Source organism: Nonomuraea sp. ZG12, from assembly GCF_052068115.1.
Lineage (GTDB): Bacteria > Actinomycetota > Actinomycetes > Streptosporangiales > Streptosporangiaceae > Nonomuraea.
On sequence record NZ_JBQHCW010000005.1, the window covers coordinates 212,526 to 232,469 of the forward strand.

The 19,944-nt window shown below is 74.7% G+C and carries 9 protein-coding genes; 2 read left to right on the plus strand and 7 right to left on the minus strand.

All coding sequences use genetic code 11. The annotated features are described in order from the left end of the window. Window positions 1-29 precede the first annotated feature (29 nt). The gene (locus tag ACTMTF_RS17660) at window positions 30-746 is read left to right on the plus strand and encodes a class I SAM-dependent methyltransferase (protein WP_441111646.1); all 717 of its coding nucleotides are present in this window, start codon (window positions 30-32) and stop codon (window positions 744-746) included. Next, a complete protein-coding gene (locus ACTMTF_RS17665) occupies window positions 746-1,669 on the plus strand; it encodes an NAD(P)/FAD-dependent oxidoreductase (protein WP_441111647.1) in 924 nt (307 codons plus the stop codon). Before ACTMTF_RS17660 ends, ACTMTF_RS17665 begins: the two co-directional genes overlap by 1 nt. Before the next feature lie 46 nt (window positions 1,670-1,715). Here the strand turns inward: ACTMTF_RS17665 and ACTMTF_RS17670 are convergent, their stop codons facing one another. Genes ACTMTF_RS17670 through ACTMTF_RS17700 form a run of 7 tightly spaced genes read right to left on the minus strand, consistent with a single transcriptional unit; the run spans window position 1,716 to window position 19,887 of the window. After that, on the minus strand, window positions 1,716-4,340 hold the full coding sequence (locus ACTMTF_RS17670; protein ID WP_441111648.1) for a methyltransferase: 2,625 nt from the start codon (window positions 4,338-4,340) through the stop codon (window positions 1,716-1,718). Next, complete coding sequence (locus ACTMTF_RS17675) at window positions 4,327-5,853, minus strand: ABC transporter ATP-binding protein (protein WP_441111649.1); 1,527 nt, start codon at window positions 5,851-5,853, stop codon at window positions 4,327-4,329. The genes ACTMTF_RS17670 and ACTMTF_RS17675 overlap by 14 nt, the downstream gene beginning before the upstream one ends. Next, window positions 5,850-6,629: an ABC transporter permease subunit gene (locus ACTMTF_RS17680; RefSeq protein WP_441111650.1), complete on the minus strand. Its 780-nt coding sequence runs from the start codon at window positions 6,627-6,629 to the stop codon at window positions 5,850-5,852. Before ACTMTF_RS17680 ends, ACTMTF_RS17675 begins: the two co-directional genes overlap by 4 nt. Continuing rightward, complete coding sequence (locus ACTMTF_RS17685) at window positions 6,626-7,561, minus strand: ABC transporter permease (protein ID WP_441111651.1); 936 nt, start codon at window positions 7,559-7,561, stop codon at window positions 6,626-6,628. Before ACTMTF_RS17685 ends, ACTMTF_RS17680 begins: the two co-directional genes overlap by 4 nt. Window position 7,562: 1 nt before the next feature. Continuing rightward, window positions 7,563-9,128, minus strand: a complete 1,566-nt coding sequence (locus ACTMTF_RS17690) for an ABC transporter substrate-binding protein (protein WP_441111652.1) — start codon at window positions 9,126-9,128, stop codon at window positions 7,563-7,565. Between the two features lie 11 nt (window positions 9,129-9,139). Next, complete coding sequence (locus ACTMTF_RS17695) at window positions 9,140-15,772, minus strand: SDR family NAD(P)-dependent oxidoreductase (RefSeq protein ID WP_441111653.1); 6,633 nt, start codon at window positions 15,770-15,772, stop codon at window positions 9,140-9,142. Next, window positions 15,769-19,887: a non-ribosomal peptide synthetase gene (locus ACTMTF_RS17700; protein ID WP_441111654.1), complete on the minus strand. Its 4,119-nt coding sequence runs from the start codon at window positions 19,885-19,887 to the stop codon at window positions 15,769-15,771. Before ACTMTF_RS17700 ends, ACTMTF_RS17695 begins: the two co-directional genes overlap by 4 nt. Between the last annotated feature and the right edge of the window lie 57 nt (window positions 19,888-19,944).

Consider the following 19,944-nt stretch of genomic DNA (forward strand, 5'->3'; position numbering starts at 1 on the left):
TGATTATCACTTTAAGACGAGAGAGTGGGATGGCCGACCAATACGAGCGATCAGCGGAGTTCGTCGATGTGATGATCGCGCCGCACTGGGCGGCGCTGGGCCCGCCGCTGGCGAAGGCGCTGCGCGGGGTGACCGGCCCGGTCGTGGACGTGGGCGCCGGGGGCGGGCACGGCACGCGAGTGATCGCGGAGGCCGTGCCCGCCGCCGAGATCGTGGCCGTCGAGCCCTCACCGGCGTTACGGTCCGTGCTGCTGACCCGCGTGCACGAGAGCGCGGAGCTGCGTGACCGGGTGACCGTCCTGCCGGAGGGTCTCCTGGAGGCGAAACTGCCGCAGCGGCTGGGCGCCGTCGTCGCCATGAACGTCATCGGCCACTTCGACCCGGCCGCCCGGCAGGAGATCTGGGCCCTCCTCGGCGAGCGGCTCGCCCCCGGCGGCCGGGCGGTACTGAACCTCCAGCCACCCGCCGAACCGGTCGCGGTGCCGGAGTCCCGGATGGCCGACGTACGCATCGGCCGGCGCAGGTACGAAGGATGGGCCCGCGCCGAGCCGGCCGGACCCGGCCGGATCACCTGGCACATGACCTACCGCACCTACCACGACGACCGCCTCGCCGACGAGCTGCAGGTCGCTTACGACTGGTGGGTGCTCAGCGAGCAGCAGCTCAAGGTGGAGCTCGACGGTCACGGCCTCGTGCCGGCCCTCGTGGAGCCCGGCGTGTACGCCGTCGACAGAGGAGACGCGTGATGTACGAGGTGATCGTGGTCGGCGGCGGGCCCGCCGGGCTCAGCGCGGCGCTGGTGCTGGGACGGCAGCGGCGGCGTGCTCTGGTGGTGGACGCCGGGCGTCCGCGCAACGCGCCGGCCGCCGAGATGCACATGTACCTGGGCCGGGACGGCGGCTCCCCCGCTCGCCTGCTCGCCGACGGCCGCGCGGAGCTGGCCGCCTACCCGACGGTCGAGTTCAGGCAGGGGCGCGTGGTCGCGGCGGAGGGCGGGTCCGGAGACTTCACGATCACCCTGGACGACGGGGATCGCGTGGCGGCGTCCCGGCTGCTGCTGGCCAGTGGGCTGACCGACGAACCCGCCGACGTTCCCGGCCTGGCCGAACGGTGGGGCGCGAGCGTGTTCCACTGTCCCTTCTGCCACGGCTACGAGACGAACGGGAAGGTGCTCGCCGTCATCGGCAACGGCCCCGACGCGATGCTCGCGGCGTACGTGGCCGACCGTTACAGCCACGACGTGGTGTTGTGCACGAACGGTCCCAGCGTCATGCCGGAACCGGTGGCCGCCGTCGTCAAGGCCGGTGGCATCCGCGTGATCGAAACTCCGCTGGCGGGCATCGAAGGGGCGCTGGACGCGCTGACCCTGCGCTTCACGGACGGGACCACGCTGACCCGCGAGGCGATCTATCACCGGGCGCCCACCCGGCCGAACACCGAGGCGGCCGTCCAGCTCGGTTGCGCGCTGCTGGCCGACGGCTGTGTCGAGGTGGACGAGTACGGCAGGACCAGCGTCGACGGCGTCTACGCGGCAGGGGACGCGGCCCATCTGAAGGCGGTGCCGGAACCGGTGACGCTGGTGGGGCCGAGTGCCGCCGACGGGGTGCGCGCGGCGGTCTGGCTGGAGCAGGAGCTCTTCCGGGCCGGTCTGCCGGTGGCCCTGGGCTGACCCGCTGGGTACGGCGGGCGGTGATCCGCCCGCCGTACCCAGCGCGTCAGAGCCCGGCCGCGACGAACAGGTGCTGGGCCGGCGCCGCGAGCGGGGAATCGGCCCCGGGCAGCTCCAGGATCGGGCGCAGGCCCGCCTCGGCCAGCTCGGCCGTGAGCTCCCTGCCGGTGAAGAACACCCGGCCCGTACCACCGCGCCGGTCACCGGCGCCGAGCTCCGGCTCCCCCTCCCGCGGCGACAGCAGGAACTGCATGGTGGCGAGGACCAGGTAGTGCTCGCGGATCGCCTCGGTCACCACGACCAGCCCGCCGGGGGCCAGCAGCTCCCTCATCCAGCGCAGCGACCGTCCCCCGTGCCGCGCGCAGTGCAGGACGTTGGCGGCGATCACCACGTCCGCGCCGCCCCGGACCGCTCCCTGGGCGACCAGGTCGGCGTTGATGTCCAGCAGGCCGTACCGGAGCCGGTCACCGAACCGCTCCTCTGCCGTGATGGTGAAAAATCTGGATACGTCGGTGAACAGGTAGTCCACGTCCGTGTCACCGAGCCCCTCCAGCGCGGCATCGGTGCTGCCCCCGGCGCCCGCCCCGAGCTCCACGACCCGCAGCGGCGTCGCCCGGGTGGCCGCCGCCCGCGCCAGGACGTGACCCATGGCTGCGTTCAGGTAGGTGTTGCTCACGTTCTTCTGGTCCTTGCTGAGCGAGGTCAGCAGATCACCGTCGGGGAACAGCAGTGACTGCGCCATGATCTCGTCCCGCAGCAGCTCGGGAAGGCGAGCGAGAGCCGTACGGAAGAAGACCGCCATCTCGGGCGGATACCCGAGCGTCGCGCAAGCGCGATCCAGCACAGCGCTGTCGCCCTCCGCGCCACCCTCCGCCGAGCCGAGCGTCGCGCGGGCAGGGTCCCGTTCGGCGTTGTCGTCCCCCGCCGGAGCCTCGCCGCCGAGGAACCGGCCGCCGGAGTCCACCCGTACGAGCCCTTCGGCCCGCAGCACTTCCAGCCAGCGCCGGACGATCCAGCCGTGCCGGGCTGCCGCGCCGAGTGCCGCGACGATCTCGTCGGCCGTCAGGGCATCGCCGGAAGCCAGGACCCCGCCGACCAGTGAGGCCAGCGCGCGCAGCGCGATCTCGTCGAACCGGCGGATGGCGTCGGGGATGTCGGCGAGCGTAGTGACGCCGCTGCGCGCGGATGCAGCGACGCCAGCGGGCGCGGACGCGGTGCGCGCGGACGCGGTGACGCCGGTGCGCGTGAGGGCAAGGTGCCCGGCTTCGTCGGCGTCCACGGCGTCCAGCGCCAGAGCGGCGGCATCCCGACCCGCACCGGTCGGGACCTGCGCGGTCAGCTTGCCGGGGATGGGCAGTCCCGCGCGCCTGAGCTGCCGGCGGGTCACCTCGGCGAGCCGGGTCCGGGCGAACGCGCCCAGCGGCTCGTGCGGCCGGCCGACGCCCGCCAGCGCGTCGGCGGGCGTGGCGGCGGCCGTGGCCGGCACCGCGACCTGCAGCCGCATGGGGTCGTCCGGGTCGAGGAGGACCACCCCGCCGGTTCCCTCCAGCACCGCACGCAGGCTCGCCGCCGTCGGAGCTCCGGCGGCGGGCCGAAGCAGGCCGTTGGGGATGCCGACCACCCGGATGGGGCCGCCCTGCCGTGCGAGTCCCGCCAGGGCGTCGGGCCCCACGCTGTCCCACGCGTGGACGATGGCGTCCGGACTCGCCGGGGGATCGACGTGCAGAACGGCATCGAACCGGTAGCGGGTCAGCTCGGTGTCGGCGGTGAGGGTCTTGGCGAAGAGGCTGATGGTGACCCGCCGCGTGCTGTTCGCGGCCAAGGCGGCGAGGGTCGCCGGGTCGAACAGCAGCTCGGTGTCGGCAGCCGGAGAACGCTGCGCTGCCCGTCCATCCTGCTGCGGCCCGGTACGCCGCGCGGCCCGGCCGTCCGGCACGGACTCGGCGGACGCGGGCTCGGCGGGCGTGTCCAGGCGGCGGTAGTGCTCGTCGAGCAGACCCGAGTGGCGTACGTCGCCGACGATCACGGTTCCGCCCGGGGCGACGGCGTCGATGGCGTCGCCCAGCACGGCCGCCAGGTACTCCACGCTCGGGAAGCACTGGGTGACGGAGTTGAGCAGCACGCAGTCGGGCCGTTCGCCGAGGCCGGCCAGCGCCTCGCGGACCGCGGCGCCGTTGATCTCGTGGGCGGCGGCCCGCACCACCGTGACGCCGGGCAGGGCGAGCCCGTCCAGGCGGGACACGACGTGGTCGGCGATGTCCGTGCCCACATACCCCTTGAGGTGCGGGTGCAGGCGGTGCAGCAGCATTCCGGTCCCGCAGCCGAGTTCGAGCACCCGGGAGGGCCGGTGGCGCAGCACCAGCTCGGCGGTGCGGTCGGCCCATTCGGCCATGTGCTCGGCGGGCAGCGGCTCGCCCGTGTCGGTGGCGCGCCAGCCCGACAGGTCGAGGTCCGGCCGGTGACCGCCCTGCGCGGATCGGTAGGTCCAGTCGTAGACCTCGCCCCAGTGCTCCAGGTGCTCGGCGACCAGGTCGCCCAGCACGGGCGGCTGTCCTGACTCATGCCGGACGGCCAGCGCCGCCGGATCCGCGGTGACGACGAGCCCGCCGTCCTCGGTGTGGTCCACCCGGGCGATCCATGGGTGGGCGAGCAGGGATTCATAGGGCGTCAAGAGAGGGTCTCCGATCGTCGTGATGGGCACCGTCATGGGCAGGGATATGGGCGCCGTCATGGGCAGGGACGTGGTGCGACCGGCCGTCCTCGATCCGCAGCACGCGGTCGGCGCGGGCGGCCACGGCCGGGTCGTGGGTGACGGAGAGGACCGCGAGTCCGGTGTCGCGGCGCAAGGCGTCGATCAGGTCCAGGACCAGGCCGGCCGTACGGGCGTCGAGCGCGGCGGTGATCTCGTCGGCCAGCAGCACGGCGGGACCTGCGGCGAGCGCCCTGGCGAGAGCGACCCGCTGGCGCTGCCCGCCGGACAGCGCCGCCGGGTATCGGCGTGCCAGCTCCGCCGGTAGGTCGACCGCGGCCAGCAGCCCGAACGCCCGCGTCCGTGCTTCCCGCCGCGTGAGCCCGTGCAGCGCGCGAGAGGGGCGCAGCAGTGCGGCGCCCACCGTGCGCGCCGGGTTCAACGCGTCGAGGGGGTTTTGCCCGACGAGGGCCAGCGCCCTGAGTGCGGCCGGGCTTCGCTCCGCCACCGCCCAGGGCAGCGGTTCGCCGAGCACGGTCGCGTGCCCCCGCTCGGCGGGATGCAGGCCGGCGAGCACCCGCAGCAACGTGCTCTTGCCACAGCCGGACGGCCCCAGCACGGCGACGGCCTCCCCCGCCGACAGCGTGAGATCGACGCCCGACAGCAGCGGCGCACCACCGGGCGGCTGCGCGACCTCCAGCCCACCCACCTCCAGCACCACCCGGCCAGGCACCCCCACACCGTCTCGCTCCGGACCACCCGGCATCCGGGCCCGACCGTCGTCTCCCCCGTGGCCGGGCAGCCGTACGACCTGCTCATCCGACCGCACCACCCCGGCCGGCCGTACGGCCTGGTCAGGCAGCCGTACGACGTGGTCGGCCAGCTCGGTCACCACGCCCATGTCGTGCGAGACGATGAGCGTCACGGAGCGGCCGTCACCGCGGCGACGGCGTACCAGCTCCAGGACCAGGGCGAGTGCGGCGGGATCGAGGGCGCTGGTGGGCTCGTCGAGGATGAGCAGCTCCGGGTCGGCGGCGAGGGCGCGGGCGAGCGCCACCCGTTGGGCCTGCCCGCCGGAGAGCTGGTGCGGGCGGCGCCGGCCGAGTGCGGCCGGATCCAGGCCGACCTCGGCGAGCGCGCGGTCCGCGGCGCTGTCGCGGACGGCTCTCGGCAGAGCCTCCCCCACGGCTGAGCGCGCGTCGAGCAGGGGATGGAGCGCGGAGGCCGGGTCCTGGCCGAGGAAGCCGACGGTCCGCCGCCGCCAGCGACGCGGAGCCCGTACAGGAGCGCCGTGCCACTCGACGACGCCCGCCGTACGAGTCAGGCCGTCGGGCAGCGCGCCCAGGACGGCCCGCAGCATGGTCGTCTTGCCCGTGCCGGACGGGCCGACCAGGGCGAGCACCTCCCCGGGGGAGATGCGCAGGTCCAGCCGGTCGACGATCACCGTTCCCGCCCGGTCGGCGATGGTGAGGCCGCGTACGGTCAGCCCGCTCACGAGGCGGCCTCCCGGGTGGCGAGGGCGTGGGAGAGTGCCGCGACGCTGCCGGTCAGGGCGGCGAGGGCGAGGGCGGGGGCGATCGTCGCCGTGGGGTTGAGCCCGAGGCCCTGGAGGTTCTCGCGGAGCATGGCGGCCCAGTCCGGCGCGGGAGGCGCCGGTCCGAAGCCGAGGACGCCGAGCGCCGCCGCGAGCTGCACGGCCAGCACCAGCCGCTGGCCGAGGTCCGCGCCGACGAGGCCGGCATGCGCCGGAAGGACCTCACGCAGCAGTACGGCGCGTCCGCGCTCGCCACGGGACAGCGCCGCCTCGACATATCCGGCCCGCCTGGCCCCGGCCGTGGCGTCGGCGACCACGCGCAGGGTCAGCGGTGTCCCGCCGAGCACGGTGCCGACGATCACCGCGGCCGGCCCCGGCAGGGCGGTCACCGCGAGCAGCGCGAGCAGCAGGAGGGGCAGGGCCAGCAGCAGGTCGGCGGCCCCGGTGACGGCCCGGCCGGCCCGGCCACGGTCCCATCCCGCCCAGAGCCCGCCCGCCACCCCGAGCGCCGACGCGATCAGGGCGGCGGCGAGCGCGGTCAGGGTCAGGTCCCGGCCGCCCGCCAGCACTCGGGCGAGCACGTCCCGGCCCAGCCCGTCGGCGCCCAGCGGCAGTCCGGGCGCGGGCTCGGCCCACGGAACCGCGGCGAGTTCGATCGGATCGCGCCCGGTCAGCATCTCGCCACCGAGGGCCATCAGGAGCGCGGCCCCGGCGACGAGACCGAAAATCAGCTTCATGGGCGGGCCGCCTGCCGGTGGCGGCGCGGAGCGACCAGGTCGGCGGCGAGGAGCCCGGCCACCACCACCGCCGCGGCGAGCAGCGCAACGCTCTGCACGACCGGCACGTCCCGCGTCGAGATGGCCGTGACCAGCAGCTCCCCCAGCCCGGCCAGCCCGAACAGGGTCTCCGCCACCGCGGTGCCCGCCACCAGCCCGCCGAGGTTCACCGCGAGCAGGCGGGCGGCGGGCGCGGCCACCATCGGGAGCACGTACCTGAACAGGATCGCGCCCGGTGACAGGCCGCGCAGTTCGGCGTCCCGCACGTACGGCCGGTCCACCACGTCCGCGATCGCCCCCCGGAGCAGGGCGGCGGCGTAGGCGGCGGTCGGCAGCGCGAGCGTGAGCACGGGAAGCGCCAGCAGATCCGGCCGATGCCACGGCGGCTCGCCCACGGGCAGCATCGACACCGGCGGGAACAGCCCCCACGCCGCCGACAGCCAGGCGACCAGCGCGGCGGCCACCACGGCCTGGGGCAGGGCGGCGCCGGACACGATCACGGCGTTCACCACCTGGCGCAGCCGCCGGGGACCGCGTACGGCGGCCCAGGCCAGGACCACCGTCAGGGGGACGGCCACCGCCAGCGCGGCGACGGCCAGGGCGAGCGTCACGGCGGCCCGCTCGGCCACCACCTCGGCGACCGGCCGCCCGGTGATGAGCGAGATCCCGGGCCCGCCGGTCAGCCAGTCGAGGTAGCGGACATGCAGGGGATCGTCGAGTCCCGCCTCCGCCCGCAGCCGGTCCAGCTCCGCCGCGGTGGCCCGGCCGCCGACGAGGGTGTCCGCCGCGTCGCCGGGCAGCGCCGCCGTGCACAGGAAGATCACTACGGAGGCGGCGGCCAGCAGCAGCCCGCTCCTGGCCAGCACGGCGACCGGCCGCGGCACCCGTGGCACGTCAGCCGTCCAGGCTCACCTGGTCGATGAACGCCGAGGCGAAGCCGATCCCCTCGGGCACGCCGCTCAGCTCGGCCCTGGCCAGGTCGAGCCGGTCGCTGAGCGCCCAGATCGCGTAGCCGCCCTGGTCGCGGAGCCGGGCTTGCAGGTCACCGAGCAGGGAGCGCCGCTCGGCGTCGTCCGGCTCGGCCAGGGCCTTGTCCAGGTCTGCGGACCAGGCGGCGTCCTTCCACGCCGTCTCGTTGGTGGGGGAACCGGGCGTGAGCGCCACCCGGACCACGTCGAGGAACGGGATGCCGCCCAGGTAGCTGACGTAGAAGGGCTTCTGGGCGTACACCGCCGAGAAGTAGGTGTCGGGCGGTTCGAGGCGTACCTTCGCCCGGATTCCGATCTCGGCGAGCTGCTGGGCGATCAGCGTGGCGGCGCTGTCCATGCCCGGGTAGGCGGTGGTGCTGTGCAGCGTCAGGTCGACGCCGCCGGCGAGGCCCGCCTCGGCCATGAGGGCCTTGGCGCGGGTGAGGTCGCGGGTGCGCTGCGGCAGGTTCGCCGGGCTGGAGGGGTCCTTGGGGGTGATCAGGTCGTTGCCGAGCTCGCCGTATCCGAGGAAGACGGTGTCCAGGAGCTGCCGGCGGTCCAGAGCGAGCCGTACGGCCTCGCGTACCCTGCGGTCGTCGAAGGGCTTGGTGTCCATCCGCATGACCAGCGGGTACAAGGTCGCGCCCGGCCTGCGGACGACGCGCGTCGCGGTGTCGCCCTCGTGCTGCTTGACCAGGGTGGCGGGCACCCCTCCGGCCAGGTCGACCTGGCCGGACAGCAGCGCCTGGGCGCGGGCCTGCGGATCGGGTACGGCGCGTACCTCGATGACCTTGGCCGGCGGTTCGGGGCCCCACCAGTCGTCGTTCCGCTCGAACACCACCGCCTGCGCCCCGCCCTTGCCGGTCGGCCGGAACGGGCCGGAGCCGGGGACCGGCTTACTGAAGTCGGCGCTGCCCTCCGGCACGACGAAGGTCGCGCCTTCCAGCGCCTTGCCCACTTCGGCGTACGGCTTCCTGGTCACCAGCTCGACGGTGGTGTCGTCGATCACCTTGGAGGCGTCGAGGTCGAACATGGCCATGCGGCCGAAGTTCTCCGCCGCCTTCTCGCCCATCCGGCGCAGCGAGAACAGCGCGTCGGCCGCCTTGACCGGCCGGCCGTCGGAGAACGTCGCGTCGTCCCGGATGGTGATCCGCCACTTGGTCAGGGTGGCGTCGGGCCGCCATGCGGTCGCCAGGCGCGGCTTGGTGACGCCGTCGGTGCCGGGGAGGGTGAGGACGTCGTAGGTCAGCGCCATTCTGACCACGTCGCTCTCACCGGGCAGCAGGCCGTGCGGATCGGTGACGGCGTTGGAGGGGGAGCCGGGCGCGGCGTACCGCACGGTGGCGGTCTCCGCCTGCGGGGAGCCGGCGGTAGGCGCGCCAGTGGCGGGCCCAGTGGCGGGCGCGGCGGCGGGCGCGGTGCTCGCGCACCCCGCGAGGAGGGCGACCGCGGCGACGACCGCCGCTGATCGGCGACGGATCTGGGAGTGCATGGTGACCTTTCTCAACGTGGCGCCAATGCTCTGTCGAGCGCGGCGTTGATCAGCCGGGCCACGGCGGGCAGCGCGGGAGGGCGCAGCATGCCGTAGTGGTGGGCGTCGACCCCGGCGACCGTGACGGGCCCGGCCAGGTGGCGTCCCCAGCCGAGGTCGTCCTGGCCGGGCGGGGTGTCGTCGACGCCCATCCCGATGCCCGCGTTCCGAGGGGACGGCCGGTCTGCCCGGATCAGCAGCGTCGCCGTGTCCTGGTCGGCCAGGCGTCCCGGGGTGTGCGCGGCGAGCGCCCGCAGGTGCCTGGCGAACACGGCCAGCCGTCCCGGCAGGTCCTCGCCACGGCCCAGCAGCCGATGCGCGCGCAGGCGATCGGCGACCGCGCTCATGCGGCGTGGTTCCGGTACGGCCGCCAGCGCGTCACCGGCGTCCAGGTCGATGCCGAGGTACGCCTCCAGCGCGTGCAGGTGTCGGACCGTCACCTGCCAGGCGACCTCGTCGGCGTCCCGGCCGGGGACGTCGCGGATCAGCGCCGGGTCGTTGGAGTCGAGCAGCGCCAGCAGGGCGATGCGACGCCCGCCGGCGTGCAGCCGCCGGGCCATCTCCTGGGCCACCGTGCCGCCCATGGACCAGCCGCCGACCAGCCAGGGCCCCGCCCCCGGGCCGCCGGTGGCGTCGATCGCGCCCAGGTACTGCTCGGCGATCCCCTCGATGGTCTCGGGGCCCGCCCCGGCGCCACCGGCGAGCTCGGGGTCGGCCAGCGCCATGACGTCCACGCGGGGGTCGAGCAGCCTGGACAGCTCGGCGTAGCACAGCACGTCACCCCCTGAGGGGTGGGCGAGGTAGAGCGTGGGCCGGGCCGATCCGCCGGGCTCGGCACGCAGCGGCAGCACGATGTCCCGCGCGGCGCCAACCTGGACGGCGGACCCGGCTGAGCCGGGGGAAGGCGACTCGGGCCGGGCCCGGACGTCCGGCTCGGTGGCCGAAGGCTCGGACCTGGTCCCGGCGTCCGTGGCCAGCGGCTCGGGCCGGGTCCAGGCGTCCGGTTCGGTGGCCAGTTCCCGTACCCGTGCCGTGTGCTCGGCGATCACCGCCTCCAGCTCGTCGCGGGGCAGGACGCCGTCCAGGGCGTCCCACTGCAGGCGTAGCTCGCCGGCGTGTTCGAGCACCTGGTGGTCGAGCCAGGTCTGCGGGGTCTGCGAGACCGCGTACACCTGCTCGCCGGCCCACTCCAGGCCGGCACCGCTCTCCACCATGTCCGCCACGGCGAGCGCGCTGGTGAACACCACGGGCACCGACCGCACCTCTCCCTTTCTGGTGGCCTGCTCGGCGAGCACGTCCAGGGCGGAGAAGCGGCGGTGGTCCAGGTCGTCGAACATCCGGGCCTGCGCGGCGGCGGCCCGTTCGACAAAGGTGTCGGCGGGCGCGGCGGGGACCTCGTGCAGCATCAAGGAGGTGAAGTCGCCGACGACCCGGTTCACGTGCGGGTGGATGGGCGGGCGATCGAACAGGGTCAGCGTCACGCAGAACCCGGCCGAGCCCGCCCAGCGGGTCAGGACATCCGTGTAGACGGTCAGCAGCACCACCCCCGGCGTGACCCGGTGCCGGGCGGCGGCGGTCACCAGCCCGGCCCATTCCTCCCGGCTCAGCCGCGTCGCGCGCCGAACGAACCGGGGGGACGCCTCCTCGTCGCTGACCGGCAGGGCGGGCGGGCCGGGAAGCGTGTCGAGCCGTTCCCGCCAGTAGAGCGCGGCGCGCTGGTCGCCGCCCCGTTCCGGGACGCAGGCCGCCGGGTGAAGGTCGAGCGGCGGCAGCACGGCGTCGGGGTCCTCGTAGAGGGTGCGCAGCTCCGACTCGATGATCCACCAGCTGGCCGCGTCGCAGACGAGCACGTCGACCCCGATGAACAGCCTGACCACGCCGCCCGGCAGCCGGGCCGCCTGCAGCTGCGCGAGCGGCCAGCGATCCGGCGGCCCGGGCTTGGTCGACAACCTCTCCCGCAGTACGGCCAGCCGCGCCGACCTGCGCTCCTCCGGCATCGAGGTGAGGTCGTGCACCCGGATCCGGTAACGCGGCGGGCTCTCCAGCACCCGGAACCGTCCCTCGGGCGTCGCCACGGCGCGGAGCATGGGATGCCGGGCCACGACCCGGTTCCACGCCCGCTCGTAGCGGTCGAGGTCGAGACCGGGACAGTCGTATTCGAGGAAGAAGTGACAGGGCAGGTCCCCCCAGCGGTAGCCGCCGTCCCGGCCGACCCAGTAGGCGTGCTGGACGCGGGTCATCGCGAAGGTGCCGTCGGCGTCGACGGGGTCCTCGGCCGGCCCGGGCCCGGGTGCCGGGTCCGGCCGGAGGTCCGCGGACCCGATCAGCCGGGCGACTCCCGCCACGGTGGGCGCGGCCAGCAGGTCCCGCATCCCCGGCTGGGCGCCGAACCGTTCGCCCAGCGCGGCCAGCATCCGCACGCCCAGCAGCGAGTGGCCGCCGAGCGCGAAGAAGTCGGCGTCCGGATCGGTCACCGGGACACCGAACAGCTCCGACCACAGCTCGGCCACCGCCCGCTCGACCGGGCTCAGCTCGGCGGCGTCACCGGTGGCGACGACCTGCCGGGGCCGGCCGGCCGCGACGATCCGCGGATGGAGATCGGTCGCCGCCACCGCCACGGCCGGGGGCAGGCTGTCCCTGTTCCGGGCGGCCAGCAGCCGATCCAGCGCCTCGGTGCCGGTGCGGGCGTCCAGCGCGTCGGCGAGCACGACGGCCTCCTCGGCGACCCGCCAGCCGTCCCATACGGCGCTGATCCACCGGGTGGGGCCGGGCGCGGCGAGCGCGAGCGCGTCCATCGCGGCGTTGGCCGCCGCGTAAGGCCCCATGCCGACGCCGCCCACCAGAGTGGTCGCCGAGGACATGAGGAGCACGGTCCGGGGGCGGCGCTCCTCGGGCAGCGCGGCGATCGAGTCCCGGAGCGCGATCGTGGCCTCCGCCTTGGCCCGCAGGTGCTCGGCGACCTGGCCGGGGTCCAAGGACCGCAGCGGGTCCAGCCGTGCCCCCGCGGCCACGCCCGCCGCGTGCACGACGAGCTCGATCGGCCCGTCGGCGGAGAGCTTCCCGATCAGGGCCGAGGTGTCCGTGTGATCGGCCGCGTCACAGACTCGTACGTCCACACCGGCCTCGTCGAGCGTGCTCCCGTGGCGGGCCGCCGTGCGTGAGGTGACCACGACCTGGTGTCCGCGCCGGGCCAGATGCCTCGCGAACACCTGACCCACGGCGCCCAGTCCACCGATGATCAGCACCTTGCCGGGCGGCGCGGCGTTCCCCTCAGGGTCGGCCGGGCGCCCGGGGGCCGGGCGTCCCCCGGCATCGGCCGGGCGCCAGGGGGTCAGGCGGCGCTGCCACCTGGTCACACCCCGCAAGGCGGTTTCCGCTCCCGGGTTCTCCCCGCTCATCAGCGTGCCGAGCTCGCGCAGTACGGATCGCGCCTCGGCGTCGGGGTCAGCCGGCGCCCCGAGGTCGAGCGTGGCCCACCTCGATCCGGGCTGCTCCTGACCCAGCACCCGGGGCAGCACCCGCAGGGCCGCCTGAGCCGGGTGCGGCGCCGGATCACCGGCCACCTGTTCGCCGTGCCGCGTCACCAGCAGCAGCGCCGGCTGCTCGTCCTGCGCGGCCGACACGCCCGCGACCTCGCCGAACGCGAGCACAGCGGCAGAGACGGCAGCAGCTTCCTCAGCCACCGCGCCCTGCTCAGCGGCGGAGACGGCAGCGGTTGGTCCCGCCGCTTCCGTCTGCTCGGCGGCGATGACCACCAGGCCGGTCAGCGGCTCGGACGGGTCGCCCGCCGTCAGCCGGGTGCGCAGCGTGTCCGCCAGGGCGCCCGACCCGGTCACCAGCCAGCGGCCTTCCGGTGCTTCGGCGGGCTGAAGCGGGGGAACCTGGGTCCAGACGGGAAGCTGCAGCGGCTCGTCCGCATCGACGGCCGACCGCCCATCCGACAGCGCCGGGTCCGGGGGGTCGATCCACAGGCGGCGGCGCTGGAACGCGTAGCCGGGCGCGTGCACCCGCCGTCTGCCCCGTGCGGACAGGGCCGCCAGATTCACCGGGACGCCGTGGGCCCACAGCGTGCCGGCCGCCTGCCGTACACCTGCGGTCTCCGGCTCGTCAGGCACCAGCGTGGTGAGCACCGACCGCAGGCCGGGCAGGGCGTTGCTGCGGGCCAGGGAGGACAGGGCGGTGCCCGGACCGACCTCCACGAGCAGGGCCTCGTCCGCGAGGGCCGCCCGCAGCGCGGCGGAGAACCGCACCGGCCGGCGCAGCTGCCGCGTCCAGTGCGCGGCCTCCGCAAGCTCGGCGCCGATGGCGGCGCCCGTGACCGTGCTGAACACCGGCACGGCAGGGGCCCCACCGGTCAGCCCGGCCAGGGCCGCGCCCAGGCCGGGCAACGCCGGGTCCACTGCCCGCGAGTGCATCGCGGCGTCCACCCGCAGCCTCGTACTCTTGATGTGACGCTCGCGCAGCTCGTCCGCCAGCCTGTCGATGGCCGAGGCGACGCCGGACACGACGCACGCCTCCGGGGCGTTCACGGCGGCGAGGTCGAGCTCGGGATGGCGGTCCAGCAGCTCACGAACCTCGTCCTCGCCCAGCGGCACGGCCAGCATCGCGCCTCCGCCGGCCGCGCGGACGGCGGCCTCGCACCGGGCGGCGACCAGCCTGGCCGCCTCGGGAAGGGGCAGCGCGCCGCTCACCGCCGCGGCCGTGCACTCACCCAGACTGTGCCCGACCAGCGCGTCAGGCCGTACCCCCCATGACTCCAGCAGCCGCGCCATCCCGAGCGACACCGCGAAGAGCGCGGGCACGCCGAAGGCGACGTCGCGGAAGCGCTTCTCGGCTGTCCTCGGATCCATGGCGTCGCGGACGTCGGCGCCGAGCAGGGGCAGCAGCAGTTCCGCGCACTCGTCGACGGCCTGGGCGAAAACCGGCTCGTCCCGGTAGAGCTCGCCGCCCATCCCGGGGTACGGGCTGCCTCCTCCGGGGAAGGCGAACACCACCCGCGCGGCCGAAGCCCTGACCGGCGTCGCCGCGTCCAGCCCGGCCCGCCCCACACCCGCCACCCGGTAGGCCTGATGGGAGCGCCCGACCGCCAGCGTGTACGCCAGATCGGCCTCCTGACCCGCTGGGAAAGCCTGAACGGCCACGGTTTCCTGGTCCGCCGCGAGAGCCTGAGCGGTGGCGGTCGCCGCCTCGGGGGTGGCGGCGGAGACGACCAGCAGCTGGGGGCGCGGATCGGCGGGCGTCGGCGGTCGCTGCGGAGGCGGCCCGAGCACGGCATGGCAGTTGGTGCCGCCGATGCCGAAGGAGCTGACCCCGGCCAGCGGAGGGGTGTCCCAGTCCCTGGTCTCGGCGATCACCTCGAAGGGGGACTCCTCCAGGGCGAGGAGCGGGTTGAGCGGACGCGCGTGCAGCGACGAGGGCAGCACTCGATGGTGTACGGCCAGGACCGCCTTGATGAAGGAGGCGATCCCGGCGGCCGAGTTCGCGTGGCCGATGTTGCCCTTCACCGAGCCGAGCCCGCACCACGCCGGGCCGGTGTCCCCGAACACCCGCTTCAGCGCGGCGACCTCGATGGGGTCGCCCAGCGTGGTGGCGGTGCCGTGTGCCTCGACGAGCCCGATGTCGCGCGGCGAGACGCCCGCCACCGCGAGCGCCTCGGCCACCGCCCGAGCCTGCCCCCGTACGGACGGCGCGGTGAACCCCGCCTTGTCGGCCCCGTCGTTGTTCATCGCCGAGCCGTGCAGCACGGCGAGCACGGGGTCACCGTCGGCGAGCGCGTCCGCCAGGCGGCGCAGGACCACCACCCCGACGCCCTGCGTGTAGACGATGCCGGTGCCGTGCGCGCTGAACGGCCGTACCGTCCCGTCCACGGCGAACACCCCGTCGGTGACGTGCACGTACCCCTGACCCTGCGGCACGATCAGCGACACCCCGCCCGCCAGCGCGGTGTCACACTCGCCGGACAGCAGCGACTGCGCGGCCAGGTGCACCGCGACGAGCGACGTCGAGCAGCTGCTCGCCACCGCGACCGCCGGTCCCGTCAGGTTGAGCCGGTACGCCGTCTGCAGCGGCAGGTAGTCGGCCTGGGTGGAGATCGCGGTCTGCATGCTGCCGAGCGGATCACGGCCCCCGCCGGTCGGGTCCCACCGGTCGGAGAGGTTGGCGGCCAGGTACGCGCTCTGCATGGCGCCGGCGAAGACGCCGACCGCGCCGGCTCCGCGTCCGCCGCCGTGCCCGGCGTGTTCCAGGGAGTGCCAGGCGCATTCGAGGAACAACCGATGCTGGGGATCGAGGAGGGCGGCCTCGGCGTCACTGAACCCGAACGGCTCCGGATCGAAGTCCGCCTGGCCCTCGATGAGCCCTCCGACGGGTACGAAACCCGGGTGGGCCCGCAGTCGCGCGGGCACGCCGCGACCGGCCAGCTCGTCATCGGCGAACCTGGTCAGCCCTACGCGGCCGTCGCGCAGCAGCTCCCAGTAGGCGTCGGCATCCGGCGCCCCCGGATAGCGGCAGGCCAGCCCGACGACGGCGATCGGCTCGGCATCCGTCGGGTCGGGATCGGTCTGGTCGGGATCGGTCTGGTCGGGATCCGTCGGCTTGGCGTTCATCCGGCCAGCTCCTCAGCGTGTGCTCGGGCCGCCCGTCGAGCGCCGGCCCGCCCGGCGACGGGCTCCGGTCGCGCGCCGTCAGGCGGTGGTGGGTCGGCCGGGTCCTGCCCGGACGTCTGCCTGCGGGCGGTGATGAACGCGGCCAGGTCCCGGACCGTGGGCCGGGCGAACATGTCCACCACGGCCAGCCCTTCGTCCAGCTCGGCGCGCAGGGCGCGCTGCGCGAGCACGATGGTCAGGGACGACGCCCCCAGCTGGAAGAAGGGCGTGGTGACATCGACCGGCGCCTTGAGCAGGTCACTGAACACCCGGGCCACCACCCGCTCCACCTGCGGATCAGCGCCCACCCGCCCCTGCTCCCGAACCGAGGACCCAGCGACCGACCCGAGCCCAGCCTCCTCAGCGGCCGAGCCGCCGGGCCGTACGAGAACTGACCCGCCGGCCGGACCACCAGGCCGTACGAGAACGGACGCGGCAGCCGAGTCGCCAGACCGCGCCAGAACGGACGCGGCGGCCGAGTCGCCGGGCTGCGCGAGGGCGCGCGGGGCGGGGTCGCCACCGTCGGCGCCGCCCTCGATGACCAGCTCCATCGCCCCGTCGGGAGACACGGTGATGCTGAGCCGCAACCCGCGCGTCACCGTCGAGCTGACTGCCCGCGTCCCCACCGCGTCCACCGACACGCGGCCGACGTCCAACGCCCCCTCAACGCGCCCTTCACCCGAACCAAGCGCCCGGACACCCGCCTCTCCCTCGACGCCCCCTCCACCCGAACCAAGCGCCCGGACACCCGCCTCTCCCTCGACGCCCCCACCACCCGAGGCGAGGGGCCGGACGTCCGACGCTTCCCCGCCGGCTTCGCCCTCTCCGCCTGAAGCGAGGGGGCGGGTGTCCGGGGTGGACGTGGGTGGGTGGGCCGATCGCTGGTACGGGTTGGTGAGCGCCCTGTAGTCGATCTTGCCGTTGTCCGTGATCGGCAGGTCGTCCAGGAAGAGGAACCGGTTGGGCACCATGTAGGCGGGCAGGCTCGCCTGCAGCGCCGAGGTCAGGTCATCGTCCGACGGGGGCGCCGACGGCTCGGCGGGCACGACGTAGCAGACCAGCCTGGGCCGGTCGTCGGGCCCGCGTACCGCGCGGGCCACCGCCTGCCGCACCGTGGGGAGCCGGTCCAGGGTGGCCTCGATCTCACCGAGCTCGATGCGGTGCCCCCGGATCTTGACCTGCCGGTCCAGCCGGCCGAGGAACTCGATCGTCCCGTCGTACCGCCAGCGCCCCAGGTCGCCGGTGCGGTAGAGGCGGCGGCGCAGGATCGGGTGGGTGACGAAGCGTTCGGCCGTCTGTCCCGGGTCGCCGACGTAGCCGCGGGCCACCCCGTCGCCGCCGATGTGCAGCTCGCCCGGTTCGCCGACCGGGCAGGGTGTGCCGTGTTCGTCGAGGATGTGGAAGGACTGGCCGCGTAGCGCTCTGCCGTACGGAATGCTCGGCCAGGAGGGGTCCACCTGGCCGATGGGGTGGCAGATGGACCAGATGGAGGCCTCGGTCGCCCCGCCCAGGCTGACCACCTCGGCGTGCGGGGCCAGCGCCCGCAGCCGGTCGGGCAGGGTCACCGGGATCCAGTCCCCCGACAGGAACGCCAGCCTGAGCGCGGACAGCGCCCGGCGGACCGTCTCCGGCTCCAGCTCGGCGTACTCGACCAGCATCTCCAGCAGGGCGGGAGCGGTGTTCCACACGGTCACGCGGTGGCGGGCCATCAGTTCCAGCCAGTGCCCGGGGTCGCGCTGGCGGGGCGCTTCGGGCAGCACCATCGCGCCGCCCGAGCCGAGCACCGAGAAGATGTCGTAGACCGACAGGTCGAAGCTGAACGCGGACAGGGCGAGCACCCGGTCGCCGGCGTCCAGCGGAAAGCGTTCGGCGAGGTCGTCCAGGGTGGTGCGGGCGGCGCGGTGCTCGATGGCCACGCCCTTGGGCCGTCCGGTCGAGCCCGAGGTGAAGATCGCGTAAGCGAGATCGTCCGGCTCCGCACGCCGTACCTCGGACGCAAGCAGCCCGTCGGTGAGCACTCCGTCGGTGAGCACCCCGTCGGCATCCAGCCGGTGGGCCGTGACCTGGTCCGGCCAGAGCGTGACGTCGGCCTCGGGGGACACCAGCGCGTGCCGGATGGACGCCTGCTCACACACCGAGGCCACTCTGCTCGCAGGCCACCCGGGTTCGACGGGAACGTACCCGGCCCCACTGGCCGAGACCCCCAGTAACGCGGCGACCTGCGCGCTGCCCTTGTCCGCCGCCACCGCCACCAGCTCGCCGGGCCCGACCCCGAGCGCGGCGAGCGCCCGGCCGGTCCGCGCGGCTCGCTCGGCCAGCTCGCCCGCCGACACCTCACCGGCCGGTTCGAACAGGGCGGGCGCGGACGGGTCCCGCTCGGCGGCGGCACGCAGGGGAGCGTCCAGCAACGGCCCGGCACCGTCGAACGCCCCGCTCGGCGGCTCCTCGTCCCGGAGGAACGACGGGTCCCAGCCGAGCGCCGGGTCGGTCCACAGCTCGGGCTCGGTGGCCAGCCGCCGCAGCAGGGAGGCGTGCGCGGCCAGCATCCCGTCGACGAACCCTTCGGGCAGCGCCTCGTCCACGGCGTCCCAGGCGATGCGGAGCCGGCCCTCCTCGTCCCAGATGATGTGGTCGAGCAGCACCTGCGGCGTCTGCGAGACGCCGAACACCTCCGCGCCGAGCCAGGCGGCCGGCGCGTCGCCCGGTCCGGCGAGTCCGACGCCGCTGGTGAACACCACGGTGTGCGTGGGCAGGGGCAGCCCGGTGGCCGGGTCGGTCACCCGGGAGCGCTCGCCCGCCTCGATCGCGGTTCGCAGTGTCTCCATCCCCGAGACGGCCCGGTGGTCGAGGTCCGTCCAGAACTGCCGGTTGACGGCCGCGGCGTACCCGGCGAAGCCGTACCAGCGGCCGGGGTCCGCAGTGGGGATCTCCACCAGGACCGTGCTGGTGAAGTCGCCGACGACGCCGTCCAGGCCCGGGATGTCGGCGCCGCCGCGGTCGAACAGGGTGGTGTTCAGGCAGAAGGGGTCGCGGGCGCCCCAGCGCTGCAGCACCAGGCCGAAGGCGGCCAGCAGCAGCCCGGTGGGGCTCAGCCCGTGCGCCGCCCCCTGCTTGCGCAGCTGTCCCCACTCCTCGGCGGACAGCTCGGCCGCGTGCCGGGTGAAGCGCTGCCCCCTGAGGTCGGCCGGGCCTCGGCTCCACGGCAGCGCGGGCCCGTCCGGCAGGTTCGGTGCGCGGCCGGCCCAATAGGCGGCGTCCAACTCGCGCCGCCGCCGCTCGGCGGGGTCTTCCAGGCGGCGTCGTACGAGATCCGCGAAGCTGAGCGGCGGCGCCGGCAGTTCCGCGCCGGGATCGGCCACGAGCGTGCCCCACTCCCGCATCAGCCGCATCCAGCTCATGAGATCGAGGGCCAGCACGTCCACCCCGACGAACAGCCGGGTACGGCCGTCCGGCAGCAACGCGGCGCGCAGGTCGAACAGCGGCCACCGGTCGGTGGGCAGCACCTGGTGTGAGCACTCGGCCCGCAGCGCGTCCAGGGCCTCCTCGACGCGTTCGGGGCTCTCGCCGCGCAGGTCGGTGCGGGCGATGACGTAGTCGGGCACCTGGTCGAGCACCCGCTGCTGAGCGTTCGCGTCCACGACCATGCGCAGCATGGGGTGGCGTCGCACCAGCCTGTTCCAGGCGCTCTCCAGCCGATCGAGGTCCTGGGAGGAGCGGTCGTACTCGTAGTAGTAGAAGGTGGCCACCCCGCCCAGCGGGAACGCGGGGTCACGGCCGACCAGGTAGGCGGTCTGGATGGGCGTGAGCGGGAAGGGCCGACTCTCCGGTTCGTCCGGTACGTCCGTCGCGTCCGGCTCGATGCCGGCGGCGACCGTGCGGGCGGTCGCCGTTCCGAGGAAGGCGGTCAGCTGCAGGTCGAGCCCGGCCTCCTCCAGCAGCCGTCGGCGCAGGCGTACGGCGGTGAAGGACTCCAGCCCCAGGGCGGTGAGCGGGGTGTCGGGATCCAGATCCGAAGGCCGGAGTTCCAGCACGTCTGCCAGGCAGGCGAGCACTTCTTCGACGGTGGCGGAACCCAAGGGAGACCCCTTCCACAGAACAGCAGAATGGAAACGGTTTTCATTCCTACACACTTT

What these genes read in the sequence shown, in the direction of transcription:
- ACTMTF_RS17660 (WP_441111646.1), top strand. Translation starts at nt 30, where the DNA reads ATGGCCGACCAATACGAGCGATCAGCGGAGTTCGTCGATGTGATGATC.
- ACTMTF_RS17665 (WP_441111647.1), top strand. Translation starts at nt 746, where the DNA reads ATGTACGAGGTGATCGTGGTCGGCGGCGGGCCCGCCGGGCTCAGCGCG.
- ACTMTF_RS17680 (WP_441111650.1), bottom strand. Translation starts at nt 6,629, where the DNA reads ATGAAGCTGATTTTCGGTCTCGTCGCCGGGGCCGCGCTCCTGATGGCC.
- ACTMTF_RS17690 (WP_441111652.1), bottom strand. Translation starts at nt 9,128, where the DNA reads ATGCACTCCCAGATCCGTCGCCGATCAGCGGCGGTCGTCGCCGCGGTC.
- ACTMTF_RS17695 (WP_441111653.1), bottom strand. Translation starts at nt 15,772, where the DNA reads ATGAACGCCAAGCCGACGGATCCCGACCAGACCGATCCCGACCAGACC.